This window comes from Streptomyces subrutilus, from assembly GCF_001746425.1.
GTDB lineage: Bacteria > Actinomycetota > Actinomycetes > Streptomycetales > Streptomycetaceae > Streptomyces > Streptomyces subrutilus_A.
Map to the genome: position 1 here is coordinate 6,166,997 of NZ_MEHK01000001.1, position 19,193 is coordinate 6,186,189.

At 75.9% G+C, this 19,193-nt stretch carries 6 protein-coding genes; all 6 read left to right on the plus strand.

Annotated features, from left to right (window positions below):
- Window positions 1–399: 399 nt before the first annotated feature.
- The 6 genes from BGK67_RS28435 to BGK67_RS28460 all read left to right on the plus strand — a co-directional run bounded on the left by BGK67_RS28435 (window position 400) and on the right by BGK67_RS28460 (window position 19,192).
- A complete protein-coding gene (locus BGK67_RS28435; RefSeq protein ID WP_069922748.1) occupies window positions 400–2,238 on the plus strand; it encodes a non-ribosomal peptide synthetase in 1,839 nt (612 codons plus the stop codon).
- Window positions 2,235–3,104, plus strand: a complete 870-nt coding sequence (locus BGK67_RS28440) for a thioesterase II family protein (protein ID WP_244291332.1) — start codon at window positions 2,235–2,237, stop codon at window positions 3,102–3,104. The genes BGK67_RS28435 and BGK67_RS28440 overlap by 4 nt, the downstream gene beginning before the upstream one ends.
- Window positions 3,098–4,333 (plus strand): cytochrome P450, encoded by a 1,236-nt coding sequence (locus BGK67_RS28445; protein WP_069922749.1) that lies wholly within the window; start codon window positions 3,098–3,100, stop codon window positions 4,331–4,333. The genes BGK67_RS28440 and BGK67_RS28445 overlap by 7 nt, the downstream gene beginning before the upstream one ends.
- 165 nt (window positions 4,334–4,498) lie before the next feature.
- Window positions 4,499–4,711 (plus strand): MbtH family protein, encoded by a 213-nt coding sequence (locus BGK67_RS28450; protein ID WP_069922750.1) that lies wholly within the window; start codon window positions 4,499–4,501, stop codon window positions 4,709–4,711.
- Window positions 4,712–4,719: 8 nt separating this feature from the next.
- The gene (locus tag BGK67_RS28455; RefSeq protein WP_069922751.1) at window positions 4,720–5,718 is read left to right on the plus strand and encodes a TauD/TfdA family dioxygenase; all 999 of its coding nucleotides are present in this window, start codon (window positions 4,720–4,722) and stop codon (window positions 5,716–5,718) included.
- A gap of 46 nt (window positions 5,719–5,764) precedes the next feature.
- On the plus strand, window positions 5,765–19,192 hold the full coding sequence (locus BGK67_RS28460; RefSeq protein WP_069922752.1) for a non-ribosomal peptide synthetase: 13,428 nt from the start codon (window positions 5,765–5,767) through the stop codon (window positions 19,190–19,192).
- The last annotated feature ends 1 nt before the right edge of the window (window position 19,193 follow it).

A 19,193-nucleotide genomic window follows, 5' to 3' on the forward strand; every position in this document is an offset into this window, starting at 1 on the left:
GGCCGTTGGGTGCACGGCCCGTGTTGGTCCAGACCCTGGCGGTTCCGTTCGGGCCGCCGGTCTTGGGCGGGACCGCAGGCCGCCCCGGCGGGAGTCATGTCCTGCCCGTCCCGGGCGGGGGGCCGGCTCGGCCGTTCCGGGCCGGGCCCCTACTGGGGGTCGCCCGCCCCCGGGGGGCCCGGGACGGCCGGACGGCGGCCGGTCCCGGGGCCGGCGCCCGCCCCCGGGGCCCCGGGGGCGGCCCGTCAGGCCGGCCCCGGGGACCGGCGCCCGGACCGCAGGCCCCGGCGGGGCCCGTACCGCCGTACAGCGTGATCCATCCCTTCATTCCTCCGTCCATCCCGTCCATCCCGTCCATCCCCTACCTACCTACCTACCGACCACCCAGGAGTGCCTCGCATGACCACCTCTGCCGAGCCGACCACCGTCACCGCCACCACCCCGCCTCCCGCCGCCGCCCCCGGCCTGCTGGCCCGTCTGGCCGACGCCGTCGCGCTGCACCCCGGGCGGCCCGCCGTGCATGCCGTCGACGGGGGTCTCGACTTCGCCGGGCTGGACCGCCGTACCGCCGCTCTGGCCCGGGCCCTGCGGGCGCGGGGTGTGCGGCGGGGGGACCGGGTCGGGGTGCATCTCGGCCGCACCCGCGACCTGCCGGTCGCGCTGCTCGCCGTCTGGCGGGCCGGCGCCGCGTACGTCCCGCTCGATCCGGCCTACCCGGCCGAACGGATCGCCTTCATGGCCGCCGACGCCCGCCTCGCCGCCGTGGTCAGCGCCGACGCCGCGCCGCCCGTACCGGCCGGGGTCGCGGTGGTCCGCCCGGACGCCGACGCACCGGAACCCGACAGCGGCGGGGCGACGGGCGGGTTCGACCCGGACCCGCTCGACTCCGCCTACGTCATCTACACCTCCGGTTCCACCGGCCGCCCCAAGGGCGTGGAGGTCCCGAACGGCGCCGTCGCCGATCTCGCCGCGGCCCTGGAACTCAGCGGCGCCTACCGCCCCGAGCCGGGCATCGTGGCGTGGAACGCCAGCGTCTCCTTCGACGCCTCCGTCCAGCAGTGGATCCGGATCTGCCGGGGCGACACCCTCGTGGTGATCGACGACGCCACGCGGGCCGAACCGGCCCGCCTTGCGCACCTGCTCGCCGAGCACGGCGTCACCGACCTCGACCTCACCCCCTCGCACTGGCAGCTGCTCCGCGAGCCGCTGGCCGGCGCCCGTGTCCCGCGGCTGTTCATGGGCGGTGAACCCGTGCCCGCCCGGACCTGGCGCGAACTGGCCGACGCCGGTATCGACGCGCTCAACCTGTACGGGCCCACCGAGTGCACCGTCGACGCGATCACCACCCCGGTCACCGGCCCCGGCCCGCACCTGGGCGAGCCGCTGCCCGGCGTCCGCGTCCACCTGCTCGACGCCCGGCTCACCCCCGTCACGGCCGTCGGCGCGGTCGGCGAGCTGTACCTGGCCGGGCCCGGCCTGGCGCACGGCTACCCGGGCCACCCGGGCCTGACCGCGGGCCGGTTCGTCGCGGACCCCTTCGCACCGGAGCCCGGCGCCCGGATGTACCGCACCGGCGACCAGGCACGGCGCTCCGCCGAGGGCCTGCTGGAGTACGTGGGCCGGGCGGACCGCCAGGTCAAGCTGCGCGGTTTCCGGGTGGAACCGGGCGAGGTCGAGCACGCGCTGGGCTCCCTGCCCGGGGTGGGCGCGGCCGCGGTCGCCGTCCACGAGGCCGCGCCGGGGGACCACCGGCTGGCCGGCTACGTCACCGGCGCCGTCCGCCCCGCCGACCTGCTGGCCGAGCTGCGCCGCACCCTGCCCGCCCATCTGGTGCCGTCCACCGTGACCGTACTGGACGCCCTGCCGCTCACCCCCAACGGCAAGGTCGACCACCGTGCCCTGCCCGCCCCGGCGGCGCAGGCCGCCGCACCCGGCGCGGCCGCCGGGTCGGACGCGCGGGGCGGGGTGGAGGAGCAGGTCGCCGAGGTCTGGCGCACCGTGCTCGGTGTGCCCGGCGTCGAGCCGACCGACAGCTTCCTCGGCCTCGGCGGGCACTCGCTCGCCGCCCTGCGCGTCGTCCACCTGCTGCGCCGCAAGCTCAACGTCGAGCTCCAGCTCCGCGACCTGCTGGACGCCGCCGACCTGGCCGGCTTCACCTCGGCCGTCCGGCGCGCCGCCGCGGCCGGACCCTCTGCCGTCCGCCCCGCGCTCACCGCCCGCCGGGAGGCCGTCCGATGACCACTGCGCCCACCGCGACCGCCGCGACCACCGCGACCGCCCTGACCGCCGCGCCCAGCGCACCCGCCGCGAGGACCGCCCGCCCCCGGACCGAGGGCGACTGGCTCCTGGTCCCCGCCCCCCAACCCCACCGCCCCGTCCGGCTGTTCTGCTTCCCGCACGCCGGCGGTGACGCCCCCGCCTTCACCCCGCTGGCCCGCGCCCTGGCGCCCGTCGCCGAGGTCTGGTCGGTGCGCCCGCCGGCCCGGGGCGGCCGCGGCCGGCACCCGATGCCACCGGACTTCGCCGCCTTGACCGCCGCCGTCGCCGAGGCGCTGACCCCGCACCTGACCGGCGGCGACGGCGGTCGGTTCGCCTTCTACGGCCAGAGCCTCGGCGCGCTGCTCGCCTACGAGGTGGCCCGCGCCCTGCCCGCCGACCGCCGCCCCGAGCTGGTGGTCGTCGCCGGAGCGCCGTGCCCCGCCGAGTGGGCCGGGCGCACGTCCAGGGACCTGGACGCCCCCGCTCTCCTCAGGCTCACCGGCCTGGAGGAGGTGGTCGGCTCCGATCCGGGCCTGGCCGAGCTGGCCCTGGCGGCCATCCGTACCGACCTCGCCGTCAGCGCCACCTACCGGCACCGTCCGCACGCGCCGATCGGTTCCGCGATCCACGCCCTGGCCGGCGCGGATGACCCGATGCTCGCCACCACCGGCCTCACCGGTTGGGCCGACCACACCCGTGGCGCCTTCGGCCACGGCGTCGTCCCCGGCGGCCACCTCCTCGCCACCGTCGACCGGCCCGGGCCGGTCGCCCTCCTGACCGCGCTCCTGGCGGACCGCCAGGCACCCGCCCCGTCCCACCACACGCCCACGGAGCAGTCATGCTGACCACCGCCACCGCCACCGCCACCGCCACCGCCACCACCGCCCTCGCCACGGCCCCCGGCACCGTCGACCTCACCGACCCCGACCTGTGGGCCCGGCCCGACACCCCGGCCCTGATCGCCGAGATGCGCCGCGAGGCGCCCGTACACCTCACCGACACCGTCGACGACGGCCCGGTCTGGTCGGTGCTCACCTACCGGGAGTCGGCGGACGTGCTGCGCAACGCGGCCGTGTTCAGCTCGGAGTCCGGCTCGCTGCTCGGCTCCGGAGAGGGCAAGGTGCCGGTCGGCTCGGGCCGGATGATGGCCCTCACCGACCCGCCCCGCCACCGCGACCTGCGCGCACCGGCCAACCCCTTCTTCTCCAAGGGCGGGGTGCGCGGCGCCGCCCGCTCCATCGCCGAACGGGCCGGCGAGCTCTTCGACCGGGCCGTCGAGCAGGGCGAGGTGGACCTGGTCGACGTGGTCTCCGCGCTGCCGCTCGCGGTCATGTGCGACCTGCTGGACGTTCCGGAGAAGGACCGCGACATGGTGGTCCGGGTCTGCGACGTGGCCTTCCTCGGCCGTACGCCGGAGGAGCGCCGCGCCGGGCACCAGCAGCTGATCCCCTACCTGCTGCACCAGGTCATGCTGCGCCGCTCCGACCCGCGCGACGACCTGATCTCCATGATGGCCACGTACAAGGTCGGCGGGCGGCTGCTGCCGATCGAGGACGTGGTGCTCAACCTGGACAACATCGTGGTCGGCGGGGTCCAGACGGTCCGCCACACGGCGGCCATGGGCCTGCACACCCTGGTCCAACGGCCCGACCTGTGGCAGCAGTTGCAGCGGGGAGAGGTGTCCATGGACTCCGCCGTGGACGAGCTCCTGCGCTGGACGTCGGTGGGCCTCCACACGCTGCGCACCGCCACCCGGGACGTCGAGCTCGGCGGACGGCAGATCCGCCGGGGCGACCGGGTCGCGGTCTGGGTGTGGTCCGCCGACCGGGATCCGGAGGCCTTCGACCAGCCCGAGGAGATCCGGCTCGACCGCTCGCCCAACAAGCACCTCGCGCTGGGCCTGGGCGCCCACTATTGCATCGGAGCCCCCCTGGCCAAGGCCGAGTTGAGCGCGCTGTACTCCGCCACCCTGGAGAAGGCGGCCCTCATCGAGCCGACCGGGCCGGTCCGCTACAACAGCTCGATCATCAACTTCGGCCTGGACCACTTCCCGGTGCGCCTCACCCCCCGCTGACCGGCCGCCCCCGGGCGCGGCGGCGCGGCACCGAGGCGGCAGCCGGACGCCTCCGGTGGCGCCGCAACTGCCGCTGACCTGCCGCCGCTTGTGCCGCAGACGCCCGCGCGCCGCCCATACCTTCGAATCACACCCCGGAACACTTCTCAACCTACGGAGACCACCATGAGCAACCCCTTCGAGGACGACAACTCCGGCTACCTGGTCCTGATCAACGACGAGAACCAGCACTCGCTCTGGCCGGTCTGGATTGACGTGCCGGCCGGCTGGACCACCGTCCACGGGGAGGCCACCCGCCAGGAGTGCCTCGACTGGATCGAGGCGAACTGGACCGACATCCGCCCGGCGAGCCTGCTCGCCACCCTCGACCAGCGGTGAGCGCCGCCATGCCGACTTGGGAGCTGAACCCGGGCCGCCCGGCCCTCACCCGGGTGCCGGCCACCGCGGACCTCGCCGAGGCCTGTGCGTGGCTGCGGGAGAACGAGGCCGCGCTGACCGCCGCCCTGCACGAGCACGGCACGATCTTCCTGCGCGGCCTGCCGGTCGCGGACAGCGCGGACGTCGCCGCCGTCCGCGACGTGCTGATCCCCGAGCCCACCCCGTACCGGGAGAAGGCCACTCCGCGCAGCGACTTCGGCAACGGCGTCTTCTCCTCCACCGACCTGCCGCCGGCCCAGTCGATCCGGATGCACAACGAGAACAGCTACACCCTGACCTTCCCCGGCCGACTGCTGTTCGCCTGCCTGACCGCCCCCGGTACGGGCGGCGCCACGCCGACCGCCGACGTCCGCAAGGTGCTCGCCGCGCTCCCCGACCACCTGGCCGAGCGCGGCCGGGCCTCCGGCTGGACGCTCACCCGCACCTACTCGGACTACCTCTCGCTCGGCTGGCGCACCGCCTTCGGGACCGAGGAGCGCGCCGACGTGGAGCGGTACTGCCGGGAGAACGGCATCGCCTGGGAGTGGCAGCCGGACGGCAACCTGCGCACCAGCCAGCTGCGTTCGGCCACCATCCACCACCCGCACACCGGCGAGGAGGTCTGGTTCAACCACCTGGCCTTCTGGAACGAGTGGTCGCTCGACCCGGACATCCGGGAGGCCATGGTCGAGGAGTTCGGCCCGGACGGGCTGCCGTTCAACACCGGCTTCGGCGACGGCGAGCCGCTCTCCCGGGAGGACGTGGACGCCCTCAACGCCGCCTACGACGCCGCCACCGTCCGCGAGCCCTGGCAGGCCGGCGACGTGATGCTGGTCGACAACGTGCTCTGCGCGCACGGCCGCGACCCGTTCAGCGGCGAGCGGAAGATCGCCGTCGCGATGGGCCGGCCCGTCGACCTGCAGGACTGCCGGCCCACGGTGCACCCGAGCACCGCAGTCCCCGCCTGAGGCACCCGAACACCATCCACGCCGTGACGTGAGCAGAGGAAGCACCGTGATCCCGGTTTCGTACGCACAACAGCGTCTCTGGCTGATCGACCAGATCGAAGGGCCGACCGCGCTCTACAACCTGCCGTTCGCGGTCCGCCTGCGCGGCACGCTCGACACCGCGGCGCTGCGCGCCGCGACGGCGGACGTGGTCGCCCGGCACGAGGCCCTGCGCACGGTGTTCCCGGTGGCCGGGGGAGTCCCGGTGCAGCGGATCCTGCCGTCCGCGGAGGTGGAGATCGCCTTCGAGACGCTGGACTGCGCACCGGACGACTACCCCGCCCTGCGGGACCGGGCCGCCGCCCACGCCTTCGACCTGAGTGCCGAACCGCCGATCCGTGTCACGGTGTTCACCCTCGCCGGCCCCGAGCCCTCCGCCCGGCCCGGCACCGAGCACGTGCTGCTCCTCGTGCTCCACCACATCGCCGGCGACGGCTGGTCGCTCGGCCCGCTGCTGCGCGACCTCACCGAGGCCTACACCGCCCGGCTGGGCGGCTCGGCCCCCGACTGGGAGCCGCTGCCGGTCCAGTACGCCGACTACGCGCTCTGGCAGCGCGAGGTGCTCGGCGAGGAGGACGATCCCGAGAGCCTGATGAGCCGCCAGCTCGACTACTGGCGACGGATGCTGGCCGGTCTGCCGGAGGAGCTGGAGCTGCCGGTCGACCGCCCCCGGCCGCCCGCCCCCACCGGGGCCGCGGACGCCGTCCCGTTCGGCTACGGGCCCGACCTGCACGCCGCGCTGACCGGCCTGGCCCACCGCCACCGCGCCACCCTGTTCTCCGTCCTGCAGGCCGGTCTCGCCGCGCTGTTCACCCGGCTCGGCGCCGGCACCGACATCCCGCTCGGCACCGGCGTGGCCGGCCGCTCCGACGAGGCGCTGAACGACCTGGTCGGCTTCTTCGTCAACACCCTGGTGCTGCGCACCGACACCTCGGGAGACCCGTCCTTCGCCGAACTCGTCGACCGGGTCCGCGAGTCGCAGCTCGACGCCTTCGCCCACCAGGACGTGCCGTTCGAGCGGCTGGTCGAGGAGGTCAACCCGGCCCGCGCCCTCGGTCGCCATCCGCTGTTCCAGACCCTCCTCGTACTGCAGAACCACGAGGAGGGCGAACTCGGCCTGCCGGGGCTGGAGTCGGCGCCCGAGCCGCTCGGCCTGCGCGTCGCCAAGTTCGACCTCAACATCGGCGTCACCGAGCGGCGCACCCCCGACGGTGCTCCCGCCGGCCTCACGGGATCGGTCGAGTACGCGGCCGACCTCTACGACCGCGCCACCGTCACCACCCTGTTCGAACGCCTGGGCCGGCTGCTGGCCGCCGCGGCCGCCGACCCGCGGGCGCCGATCGGCACCCTCGACATCCTCGCCCCCGAGGAGCGCGGCCGCCTGCGCGACGAGTGGAACGCGACCGCGGCCCCCGTCCCCGCCGGCTCGCTGCCGCAGCTGTTCGAGGCCCAGGCCGCCCGCACCCCCGACGCGGTCGCCCTCGCCCACGACGGCGGCGCCGTCTGCTACGCCGAGCTCAACGCCCGCGCCAACCGGCTGGCCCACCACCTGATCGCCCGCGGTGTCGGCCCGGAGTCCCCGGTCGCCCTGCTGATGGAACGCTCGGTCGACCTGGTCGTCGCCACCCTGGCCGTGCTCAAGGCCGGCGGCTGCTACGTGCCGATGCACGCGAGCCTGCCGCCGGAGCGGATGGCCCGGCTGCTCGCCGACACCGCCGCCCCCGTCCTGCTGACCGACCGCCCCGACCCCGGCTTCCCGCACACCGCCGTCGTGGTCCGGCCCGGAGACGAGGCGGGCGCGCCTGCGCACGACCCGGGCCTGCCCGTCCACCCCGACCGGCTCGCCTACGTGATGTTCACCTCCGGCTCCACCGGCGCCCCCAAGGGCGTCGCGGTCCGCCACCGCGACGTGGTCGGCCTCGCCGCCGACCGCCGCTGGCAGGACGGCCGGCACCGGCGGATCCTGCTGCACTCCCCGCACGCCTTCGATGCCGCCACCTACGAGCTGTGGACGCCGCTGCTGTCCGGCGGCACGGTGGTCGTCGCCCCTCCCGGCAGCCTGGACGCCGCCGCCCTGCACGCCGTCGCCACCCGGCACGCGGTCACCGCCGTCTTCCTCACGAAGGCCCTGTTCGACCTGGTCGCCGAGCAGGCCCCGGAGACCTTCCGCGCCCTGCAGACCGTCTGCACCGGCGGCGAGGCCGCATCCGGCTCCCTCATGCGGCGGGTCCTCGACCACTGCCCCGACCTGCTGCTCGCCCATGTCTACGGGCCCACCGAGGCCACCACCTTCGCCACCCACCCCCCCCTCGACGCCGCCGACCTGGCCGGGCCCCGGCCGCCGATCGGCGCCCCGCTCGACAACATGCGCGCCCACGTCCTCGACGCCCGGCTGCGGCCCGTCCCGCCCGGCGTCCCCGGCGAGCTGTACGTGGCGGGGGCAGGCCTGGCCCGCGGCTACTGGCACCGGCCCGCGCTGACCGCCGAGCGCTTCGTCGCCGACCCGTACGCGCCGGGGGAGCGGATGTACCGCACCGGCGACCTGGTGCGCCGCCGGGCCGACGGCGCGATCGAGTTCCTCGGCCGGATCGACGGCCAGGTCAAGCTGCGCGGCTTCCGCATCGAACCGGGCGAGATCGAGGCGGTGCTCTCCCGCCACCCGGCCGTCCGGCAGGTCATCGTGATCCCCCGCGAGGACCGGCCCGGCGACACCCGCCTGGTCGGCTACTGCTCGGTGCACGGCTCCGCGCTCGAAGAGAGCCCCGAACTCGGTCCGGAACTGAGGCGGTTCGCCGCCGAGACCCTCCCCGGCTACATGGTCCCCTCCGCCGTGGTCGTGCTGCCAGCCCTGCCGCTCAACGCCAACGGCAAGATCGACCGGCGCGCGCTGCCCGCGCCCGAGCCGGGCGCCGGCACCGACGGCCGCGCCCCGCGCGACGAGCGCGAGCAGGCCCTGTGCGGGCTCTTCGGAGAGATTCTCGGCATCGACGACATCACCATCGACGACGACTTCTTCGAACTCGGCGGCCACTCGCTGCTGGCCACCCGCCTGGTCGGCCGGGCGCGCACCGAACTCGGCGCCGAACTCGCCATCGGGGACCTCTTCCAGGCCCCGACCGTCGCCGACCTCGCCGCCAAGCTGGCCACGGAACCGGCCCGGTCCGCCCTGCGCCCCGAACCCCGACCCGAGCGCCTGCCGGTCTCCTTCGCGCAGCGCCGGCTGTGGTTCCTCGGCCAGGCCGAGGGCCCCGCCGCCACCTACAACGTCACCCTCGCCCTGCGGCTCACCGGCCCGCTGGACGCGGCCTCCCTGGAACGCGCGCTCGGGGACGTCGTCGCCCGCCACGAGACCCTCCGTACGGTCTTCGGCGAGCACGACGGCGTCCCGTACCAGCGGATCCTGCCCGAGCCCCCGGCCCCGCTGCTCACCGTGACCGACCGCCCGGTGCAGGAGCTGGTCGGCCACACCTTCGACCTGGCCGTCGACGTCCCCCTGCACGCCTACCTGCGCCCCGAGGCGCCGGATGAGCACGTCCTGCTCCTGGTGCTGCACCACATCGCCGGCGACGGCTGGTCGCTGCGGCCGCTCTTCCGGGACCTGGCCGACGCCTACACCGCCCGGCTCGGCGGCGAGTCGCCGGTGTGGGAGCCGCTGCCGGTCCAGTACGCCGACTACACGCTGTGGCAGTACCGGACGCTCGGCGCGGACACCGACCCGCAGTCGCCGCTCTCCCGCCAACTCGACCACTGGCGGCAGGCGCTGGCCGGGCTGCCGGACGAGCTTGCGCTCCCGCTGGACCGCCCCCGCCCGGCCGCCGCCGGCCACCGCGGCGACGTGGTCCCGCTGGAGCTGGACGCGGACCTGCACGCGCGGCTCGCCGAGCTGGCAGCCGGGCACGGAGCCACCCTCTTCATGGTGCTCCAGGCCGCCTACGCCACCCTGCTGCACCGCTTCGGCGCCGGCGACGACCTGCCGATCGGCACCCCGCTCGCCGGCCGCCTCGACCCCGCCCTCGACGAACTGGTCGGCTTCTTCGCCAACACCCTCGTCCTGCGCGCCGACCTCACCGGCCGGCCCACCTTCGCCGAGCTGCTGGCCCGGGTCCGGGAGACCGACCTGGCCGCCTACGCGCACCAGGAAGTTCCGTTCGAGCGGTTGGTGGAGGAGCTCAACCCGGCCCGCACGCTGGCCCGGCACCCGCTCTTCCAGGTGATGATCGCCTTCGACAACACCGCGGGCGGCGGCCCCGAGTTCCCCGGCACCCGCGCCGCCTACGAGCCGCTCGGCCTGCCGACCACCGCCTTCGACCTGACCCTGAACCTCTCCGAGCGCCACCACCCCGACGGTGCCCCGGCCGGCCTCGAAGGCGGCCTGGAGTTCGCCACCGACCTGTTCGAGCGGACCACCGTCGAACGGCTCGCCGAAGCCCTGCTGCGCCTGCTGGCCCAGGTCGCCGAAGACCCGCACCGCCCGGTCGCCGAGCTGGACGTCCTGGGCGAGGCCGGCCGGGCCGCGCTGGCCGAGTGGCACGACACCGGCCGGCCCGTCGCGGACGTCCTCGTTCCGGAGGCCTTCGCCGCCCAGGCGGCCGCGACCCCGCACGACACCGCCCTGGTCTTCGGGGAGACCCGGCTGACCTACGCCGAGCTGGACGCCCGCGCCAACCGCCTCGCGCACGGTCTGACCGCCTCCGGCGCCGGCCCGGAGGACGTGGTCGCGCTCGCCCTGCCGCGCTCCGCCGAGTCCATCGTCGCCCTCCTCGCCGTGCTCAAGGCCGGTGCGGCCTTCCTCCCGCTGGACGCCGAGTACCCGCTGGAGCGCACCGCCCACATGCTGGCCGACGCCCGCCCGGCGGCCGTGGTCACCGGCGCCGGCTGGCCGCTGCCCGAGGTGCTGGAGGGCTTCACCGTCCTCGACGCCGACGAGCGGGTCTGGGCCGACCGGCCCGCCGACGCGCCGCCCGTCCGCGTCCACCCCTCGAACGCCGCCTACGTGATCTACACCTCCGGCTCCACCGGCCGCCCCAAGGGCGTCGTGGTCCGGCACGGCGGGTTCGCCAACCTGCTCGCCTTCCACCGCGGCGAGACCATCCCCGCCGCCCGACGGGCCCGTCCCGGGCGCAGGTTGACGTTCGCCCAGAGCGCCTCGCTCTCCTTCGACACGGCCCTGGAAGCGCTGCTCTGGATGGTCGCAGGCCAGGAACTCCACCTGCTCGACGACGACCTGCGCCGCGACGCCGCCGCGATGGTGCGCCACGCCGAGCGGTCCGGCGCCGACGTCCTCGACGTGACCCCCGGCCAGGCCGAGCGGCTGGTCGAGGAGGGCCTGCTCGACCGCTGCCCGCCGGCCCTCCTGATGGTCGGCGGGGAAGCCCTCGGCCAGAGCCTCTGGACCAGCCTCGCGGCCGCCCCCGGCACCGTGGTGCTCAACATGTACGGCCCCACCGAGTGCACCGTCGACGCGCTGCACCACCGGCTCTCCGCGGACCCGCGCCCGCTCATCGGCCACCCGCTGCCCAACCTCCGCGCACACGTCCTGGACGCCGGCCTGCGGCCCGTGCCGCCCGGCGTCCCCGGCGAGCTGTACCTGAGCGGCGCCGGCCTCGCCCGCGGCTACCTGGGCCGCCCGGCGCTGACCGCCGAGCGCTTCGTCGCGGACCCGTTCGCGGCGGGGGAGCGGATGTACCGCACCGGCGACCTCGCCCGGCGCCGCCCGGACGGCCGGGTCGAGTACCTGGGCCGCACCGACCACCAGGTCAAGGTGCGCGGCTTCCGCGTCGAACTCGGCGAGATCGAGACCGTCCTGGCCGCCCACCCCGACGTCCTGCAGGCCGCGGTGCTGCCCCACCACGAGGGCGCGGACGGCGCCGGCACCCGGCTGGCCGCCTACGTCGTGGCGCACACCCCGCTCGACCCGGCCGCGCTGCGCGCCCACGCGGCCGCCGCCCTGCCGGACTACATGGTCCCGGCCGCCTTCACGACGCTCGAAGCGCTGCCTCTGGGCGTCAACGGCAAGCTCGACCGGTCCGCGCTGCCCGCGCCCGACTTCGCGGCGTCCGCCGGCGGCCGGGCGGCCCGGACGGCGCGCGAGGAGATCCTCTGCGGCCTGCTCGGCGAGGTGCTCGGCGTCACGGGCCCGGTCTCCGTCGACGACGACTTCTTCGCCCTCGGCGGGCACTCGTTGCTCGCCACCCGGCTGCTCAGCCGGGTCCGCGCGGTGCTCGGCGCCGAACTGGGCATCCGGGACGTCTTCGAGGCGCCGACGGTCGCCGGCCTGGTCCAGCGCCTCGACGGCTCCGCAGCGCGGCTCGCGCTGACGGCCGGCGAGCGCCCCGAGCGCCTGCCGCTCTCCTCCGCCCAGCGGCGGCTGTGGCTGATCGACCGGATGGAGGGGCCGAGCGCGCTCTACAACATGCCGCTCGCGCTGCGCCTGACGGGCCCCCTCGACCCGGCCGCCCTGGAACTCGCCCTCGCCGACCTGGTCGCCCGGCACGAGATCCTGCGCACCGTCATCGCCGAGCACGACGGCGAGCCCCATCAGCTGGTCCTCGCCCCCGCCGACGCCGCGCTGCCGGTCGCACCGCTCGACTGCGCACCGGAGTCGGTGGACGAGGAGGTCGACCGGGCGGCCCGCCGCCCCTTCGACCTGGCGGCGGAACCGCCCGTACGGGTCACCCTGCTCCGGGTCGGCCCCGAGGAGCACGTGCTGGTCCTCGCCCTGCACCACATCGTCGGCGACGGCTGGTCGATGGGCCCGCTGCTGCGCGACCTCGACCACGCCTACACCGCCCGCCGGGGCGGCTCGGCGCCCGGCTGGCAGCCGCTGCCCGTCCAGTACGCGGACTACGCCCTCTGGCAGCGCGAGCTGCTCGGCGACGAGGACGACCCCGACAGCCTGGTCTCCCGCCAGCTCGCCTACTGGCGCGGCACCCTGGCCGGCCTCCCGGAGGAGCTCACGCTCCCCGTCGACCGGCCGCGCGGAGCCCGCGCCGACCACCGGGGCGACCGGGTGGCCCTGCCCATCGGCGCCGAACTGCACCAGGCGCTGCTGGAGTTGAGCCGCGAGCACCGGGTCACCCTGTTCATGGCCTTCCAGGCAGCCCTGGCCGCGCTGCTGACCCGGCTCGGGGCCGGTACGGACGTGCCGATCGGCTCGGTGGTGGCCGGCCGCTCGGACGAGGCGCTGGACGACCTGGTCGGCTTCTTCGTCAACACCCTCGTCCTGCGCACCGACACCTCGGGCGACCCGACCTTCGCCGAACTCCTGGGCCGGGTCCGGGAGACGGGGCTCGGCGCCTACGCCCACCAGGACGTGCCCTTCGAGCGGCTGGTCGAGGAGCTCAACCCGGCCCGCTCCCTGGCCCGCCACCCGCTCTTCCAGGTGGCGATGGTCCTGCAGTCCAACACCGGGGGCGAGCTGGAGCCGGCCGGCCTGCGCGCCGAGGCGCTGGCGGCGGACACCGGAGTCGCCAAGTTCGACCTCAACGTGACCCTGGAGGAGTTCTTCGGCCCGGACGGAGAGCCCGCCGGGCTGGACTGCGCGATCGACTTCGCCACCGACCTCTTCGACCGGGAGACCGTCGAGTCCCTCGCCGCCCGCTTCGGCCGGCTGCTGACGGCGATGACGGCCCGCCCCGACGGGCGGATCGGCCGCGCCGACCTGCTGGCCGATGGCGAGCGCGCCGTGCTCCTCGGCGGCCACCGACCGCTGCCGGCCGAACTTCCCCTGGTCCCGGCCGCCTTCGCGGCCCAGGCGGCGGCCACGCCGGACGACACCGCACTGGTCTTCGGGGAGACCCGGCTGACCTACGCCGCGCTGGACGCCCGCGCCAACCGCCTCGCCCACGGACTGCGGGCCGCCGGCATCGGACCCGAGGACGTGGTCGCGCTCGCGCTGCGCCGCTCGGCGGACACGGTGGTCTCCCAGCTCGCCGTGCTCAAGGCCGGTGCGGCCTTCCTCCCGCTGGACGCCGAGTACCCGCTGGAGCGCACCGCCCACATGCTGGCCGATGCCCGCCCGGCGGCGGTGCTGACCGGCGCCGGCTGGCCGCTGCCCGAGGTGCTGGAGGGCTTCACCGTCCTCGACGCCGACGAGCGGGTCTGGGCCGACCGGCCCGCCGACGCGCCGCCCGTCCGCGTCCACCCCTCGAACGCCGCCTACGTGATCTACACCTCCGGCTCCACCGGCCGCCCCAAGGGCGTGGTGGTGAGCCATGGTTCGATCGCCGGCCTGCTGGCCGCCCACCGGGCGGAGACCTTCGGCGGGCCCGCGCGGACGCACGGCCGGCTGCGCGCCGCGCTGACCGCCTCGCTCTGCTTCGACGCCTCCTGGAACAGCCTGCTGTGGATGGTCGCCGGCCACGAGCTCCACCTGATCGGCGAGGACCTGCGCCGCGACCCCGCCGCCCTGGTCCGGCACCTGCGCACCGCGGCCGTCGACGCCGTCCAGTTCACCCCCACCTACGCCGAACAGCTCGTCACCGAGGGCCTGTTGGACGAGCCGGCGCCCCGCGTGGTGCTGCTCGGCGGCGAACCGGTCGGCCAGGCACTGTGGACCCGCCTGCGCGAGGCTCCGGCCACCACGGGCCACAACCTCTACGGCCCCACCGAGTGCACCGTCGACACCCTGCTCCAGGCCTACGGCGACTCGGAGCGCCCCACCCTGGGGCACACCGTCCTCGGCACCCGCGCCCACGTCCTGGACGAGCACCTGAACCCCGTCCCCGCCGGTGTGCCCGGCGAGCTGTACCTGGCCGGCGCCGGCCTGGCCCGCGGCTACCTGGGCCGCCCGGCGCTGACCGCCGAGCGCTTCGTCGCGGACCCGTTCGCGGCGGGGGAGCGGATGTACCGCACCGGCGACCTGGTCCGCCGCGGCCGCGACGGCCGGATCGACTACCTGGGCCGGACCGACCACCAGGTGAAGATCCGCGGCTTCCGGATCGAACCCGGGGAGATCGAGCACGAGCTGACCCGGCACCCGGCCGTCCGCCAGGCCGTGGTCGCGCCGCACGAGAGCCCGGACGGGGACCGCCGCCTGGTCGCCCACTGCGCGGTCACCGCACCCAGCCCCGAACTCGCCGTCGAACTGTGCAGGTTCGTGGCCCAGACGCTGCCCGCCCACATGGTGCCCGCGGCGGTCGTCACCCTCGACGCGCTGCCGCTGACCGGCAGCGGCAAGGTCGACCGGCGTGCCCTGCCCGCCCCCGACTTCCGGCTCTTCACCGGCGGCCGGGCCGCCCGCACGGCGCGGGAGGAGCTGCTCTGCGGCCTCCTGGCCGAGGTCCTCGGGGTGCCGGGGCCCCTCTCCGTCGACGACGACTTCTTCGCCCTCGGCGGGCACTCGCTGCTGGCCATGCGGCTGGTCAGCCGGGTCCGGGCGGTGTTCGCCGCCGAGATCGACGTCCGGGACGTCTTCGAGGCGCCCACGGTGGCCGGCCTGGCCCAGCGCCTGGACGGCGCCGGGAGCCGCCTCGCGCTGACCGCCGGCGAGCGCCCGCAGCGGCTCCCGCTCTCCTTCGCCCAGCAGCGGCTCTGGCTGATCGACCGCATGGAAGGCCCCAGCGCCCTCTACAACCTCCCGCTCGCCCTGCGCGTCGCCGGGCCCCTCGACCCGGCCGCGCTCGAACTCGCCCTCGGCGACCTGGTCGCCCGGCACGAGATCCTGCGCACGCTGATCACCGAGCAGGACGGTGAGCCCCGGCAGCGGATCGTCCCGGCCGCCGAGGCCCGGGTCCCCTTCGACCGCCGCACCACCCCGCCCGCCGATCCGGCGGCCGCCCTGACCGAGTGCACCGAAACCCCCTTCGACCTCGCCCGCGAACTCCCCGTACGCGCCCACCTGTTCCCGCTCACCACCGGTGAGCAGCTGCTCGTCCTCGTCCTGCACCACATCGCCGGCGACGGCTGGTCCATGGACCCGCTGATGCGCGACCTGGCCGACGCCTACGCCGCCCGCCGGGACGGCTCGGCGCCCGGCTGGCAGCCGCTGCCCGTCCAGTACGCGGACTACGCGCTCTGGCAGCGCGAGCTGCTCGGCGACGAGAACGACCCGGAGAGCCTGGCGGCCGGCCAACTCGCTTACTGGCGCAAGGCGTTGTCGGGGATCCCCGAGGAGCTGTCGCTCCCCGTGGACCGCCCCCGGCGGGCGGACAGCGGCCACCGCGGCGACCGCGTCGTCCTCCCGCTCGGCGCCGAACTCCACCGGGCCCTGGCCGACGTGTCGCGGGAGCACCGGGTCACGATGTTCATGACCCTGCAGGCCGCCCTGGCCGCCCTGCTGACCCGGCTCGGGGCCGGCACCGACGTACCCATCGGCTCGGTGGTGGCCGGCCGCTCGGACGAGGCGCTGGACGACCTGGTCGGCTTCTTCGTCAACACCCTCGTCCTGCGCACCGACACCTCCGGCGACCCGACCTTCGCCGAACTCCTGGGCCGTGTCCGGGAGACGGGGCTCGACGCCCACGCCCACCAGGACATCCCCTTCGAGCGGCTGGTCGAGGAGCTCAACCCGGCCCGCTCCCTGGCCCGCCACCCGCTGTTCCAGGTGATGCTGCTGCTCCAGGGCGGCGCCGGCGCCGGCTCGCCGGGCGGCCCCGGCGAGGCGCCGCTCGACCTGGGCGGCCTTGCGGCCACCGTCGAACCGGTCGGCGGGTACGCGGCCAAGTTCGACCTCTCCATCGCCATGGGCGAGTCCTTCGCCGCCGACGGCGCCCCCGCCGGCCTGGAGTGCGCGATCGACTTCGCCACCGACCTGTTCGACCGGGAGACCGTCGAGTCGATCGCGGTCCGGCTGGGCCGCCTGCTGGCGGAGGTCGCGGCCCGCCCCGACCGGCCCATCGGCCGGATCGACCTCCTCTCCATCGGGGAACGCACGGAACTCCTCCGCGCCGGCGCCGGGTTGCCGGCGGACGTCCCGCTGCTGCCCGCCGCCTTCGAAGCCCGGGCGGCCCGAACCCCGGACGCCACCGCCCTGGTCGCCGGGGAGACCAGGCTCAGCTGGGCCGAGCTCAACACCTGCGCCAACCTCCTCGCCCACCGCTTGAGGGCCGCGGGCGCCGGCCCGGACTCGGTCGTTGCCCTGGCCCTGCCGCGCTCCGCGGAGACCGTGATCGCCCTGCTCGCCGTCCTCAAGGCCGGAGCCGCCTCGCTCCCGCTGGACGCCGAGTACCCGGCCGACCGGACCGCCGCCATGCTGGCCGACGCCGCGCCGACGCTCGCCGTGACCGGCGACGGCTGGCCCCTGCCCGAACTGCTCACCGGACTGACCGTCCTGGCGGCGGCCCCGGCGCAGGATGCGTACGGGCCCGCCGACAATCCGCCGCCCCGCGCCACCGCCTCCGACGCCGCTTACGTGATCTACACTTCCGGCTCCACCGGCCGCCCCAAGGGCGTGGTGGTGAGCCACGGTTCGATCGCCGCGCTGCTCGCCTCGCACCGCTCCGCCACCGGCCCCATCGGCGCCACCGAGCGCCTGTACGGCCGCCAGCGCGTGGCGCTCACCGCCTCGCTCTGCTTCGACGCCTCCTGGGACGGGCTGCTCTGGCTCGTCGCCGGCCACGAACTGCACCTGGTCGGCGACGAGATCCGCCGCGACGCCGCCGCACTCGTCCGGCACCTGCGGGCCGAGTCCGTCGACGTCCTGGAGGTCACCCCCTCCTACGCCGAACAACTCCTCGAAGAAGGCCTGTTGGACGAGCCCGCGCCCCGCGTGGTGCTGCTCGGCGGCGAACCGGTCGGCCAGGCACTGTGGACCCGCCTGCGCGAGGCACCCGCGACCACCGCCCACAACCTCTCCGGCCCCACCGAGAGCACCGTCGACGCGCTCACCCAGCCGTTCGCCGCCGGCGGGCGCCCTGGCCTCGGCCGCACCGTCCTCGGCACCCGCGCCTACGTCCTGGACGAGCACCTGAACCCCGTCCCCGCCGGTGTGCCCGGCGAGCTGTACCTGGCCGGCGCCGGCCTGGCCCGCGGCTACCTGGGCCGCCCGGCGCTGACCGCCGAGCGCTTCGTCGCCGACCCGTTCGCGCCGGGGGAGCGGATGTACCGCACCGGCGACCTGGTCCGCCGCACCCGGCAGGGCGACCTCGCCTGCCTGGGCCGCACCGACCACCAGGTGAAGATCCGCGGCTTCCGGATCGAACCCGGCGAGATCGAGCACGTGCTGACCCGGCACCCCCGGGTCCACGCCGCCACCGTGTCGGTGTACGAGGACGGCGCCTCCGGCCCCCGCCTGGTCGCCCACGTCGTGGCGGACGGCCCGCTCGACCAGGCCGAACTGCGTGCCTTCGCCGCCCGCTCGCTGCCCGGCTACATGCTCCCGGCCGCCGTCGTCCCGCTCGACGCGCTGCCCCTGACCGCCAGCGGCAAGGTCGACCGGCGGGCGCTCCCCGCCCCTGGCTTCCTCTCCTCGCCCGCGGGCCGCGCACCGCGCACCCCGCACGAGGAACTGCTCTGCGGCCTGTTCGCCGAGGTCCTCGGACTGCCGGGGCCGGTCTCCATCGACGACGGATTCTTCGACCTCGGCGGCCACTCCCTCCTCGCGATGAAACTGCTCGGCCGGATCCGCACCGCGCTCGGCGCCGACCTCGGCATGCGGGCGCTCTTCGAAGCCCCCACCGCGGCCGCCCTGGCCCGGCGCCTCGTACAGGACCCCGACCGGCCCGGCGTGCCCGGCGACGACTCCCACGGCGCGCTCGACGTCCTCCTCCCGCTGCGCGCCGCGGGCACCCGCGCCCCGCTGTTCTGCGTCCACCCCGCCGCGGGCATCAGCTGGGTCTACTCCGGGCTGCTGCGCCACCTCGACCCGGACCGCCCGGTCCACGGCCTCCAGGCGCGCGGTCTGCGCGGAGGCTCCCCGTCCTCCGTCACCGAGATCGCCGAGGACTACGTACGGCAGATCCGCGCGGTCCAGCCGGCGGGGCCGTACCACCTGCTCGGCTGGTCCTTCGGCGCGGTGGTCGCCCAGGCCATGGCCGTCGCCCTGCAGACCGAGGGCCAGGAGGTCGCCCTCCTCGCCCTCCTCGACGGCCTGCCCGCCGACCCCGCCCGGTACGCCGCCGACGGCCCCCCGTCCGCCGACGACCCGGTCGACACCCTCGCCGAACTCCTCGCCTCCCTCGGCTACGACCCCGCCGACGGACGCGGCCAGGCCGACCTCACCGCGCTCCTCGGGGAGGCCGCCGGCGTGCTGCCCGACGTGTTCGAGCTGCACCGCAAGCTGATGGCCGAACACGTACCGGACCGCTACCGGGGCGACGCCGTCTTCTTCGGCGCCACCCTCGACAAGCCCGCCGACTGGCCCTACGGGGCGGCCTGGCTCCCGTACGTCGACGGCCGCGTCGAGGAGCACCGCATGACCTGCACGCACGGCGCCATGACGCAGCCGGAACCCGTCGCACGGATCGCCGCCGTGCTCGCCACGAAGCTTGGAGAGTGAC

What these genes read in the sequence shown, in the direction of transcription:
- BGK67_RS28455 (WP_069922751.1), top strand. Translation starts at nt 4,720, where the DNA reads ATGCCGACTTGGGAGCTGAACCCGGGCCGCCCGGCCCTCACCCGGGTG.
- BGK67_RS28440 (WP_244291332.1), top strand. Translation starts at nt 2,235, where the DNA reads ATGACCACTGCGCCCACCGCGACCGCCGCGACCACCGCGACCGCCCTG.
- BGK67_RS28450 (WP_069922750.1), top strand. Translation starts at nt 4,499, where the DNA reads ATGAGCAACCCCTTCGAGGACGACAACTCCGGCTACCTGGTCCTGATC.
- BGK67_RS28435 (WP_069922748.1), top strand. Translation starts at nt 400, where the DNA reads ATGACCACCTCTGCCGAGCCGACCACCGTCACCGCCACCACCCCGCCT.
- BGK67_RS28445 (WP_069922749.1), top strand. Translation starts at nt 3,098, where the DNA reads ATGCTGACCACCGCCACCGCCACCGCCACCGCCACCGCCACCACCGCC.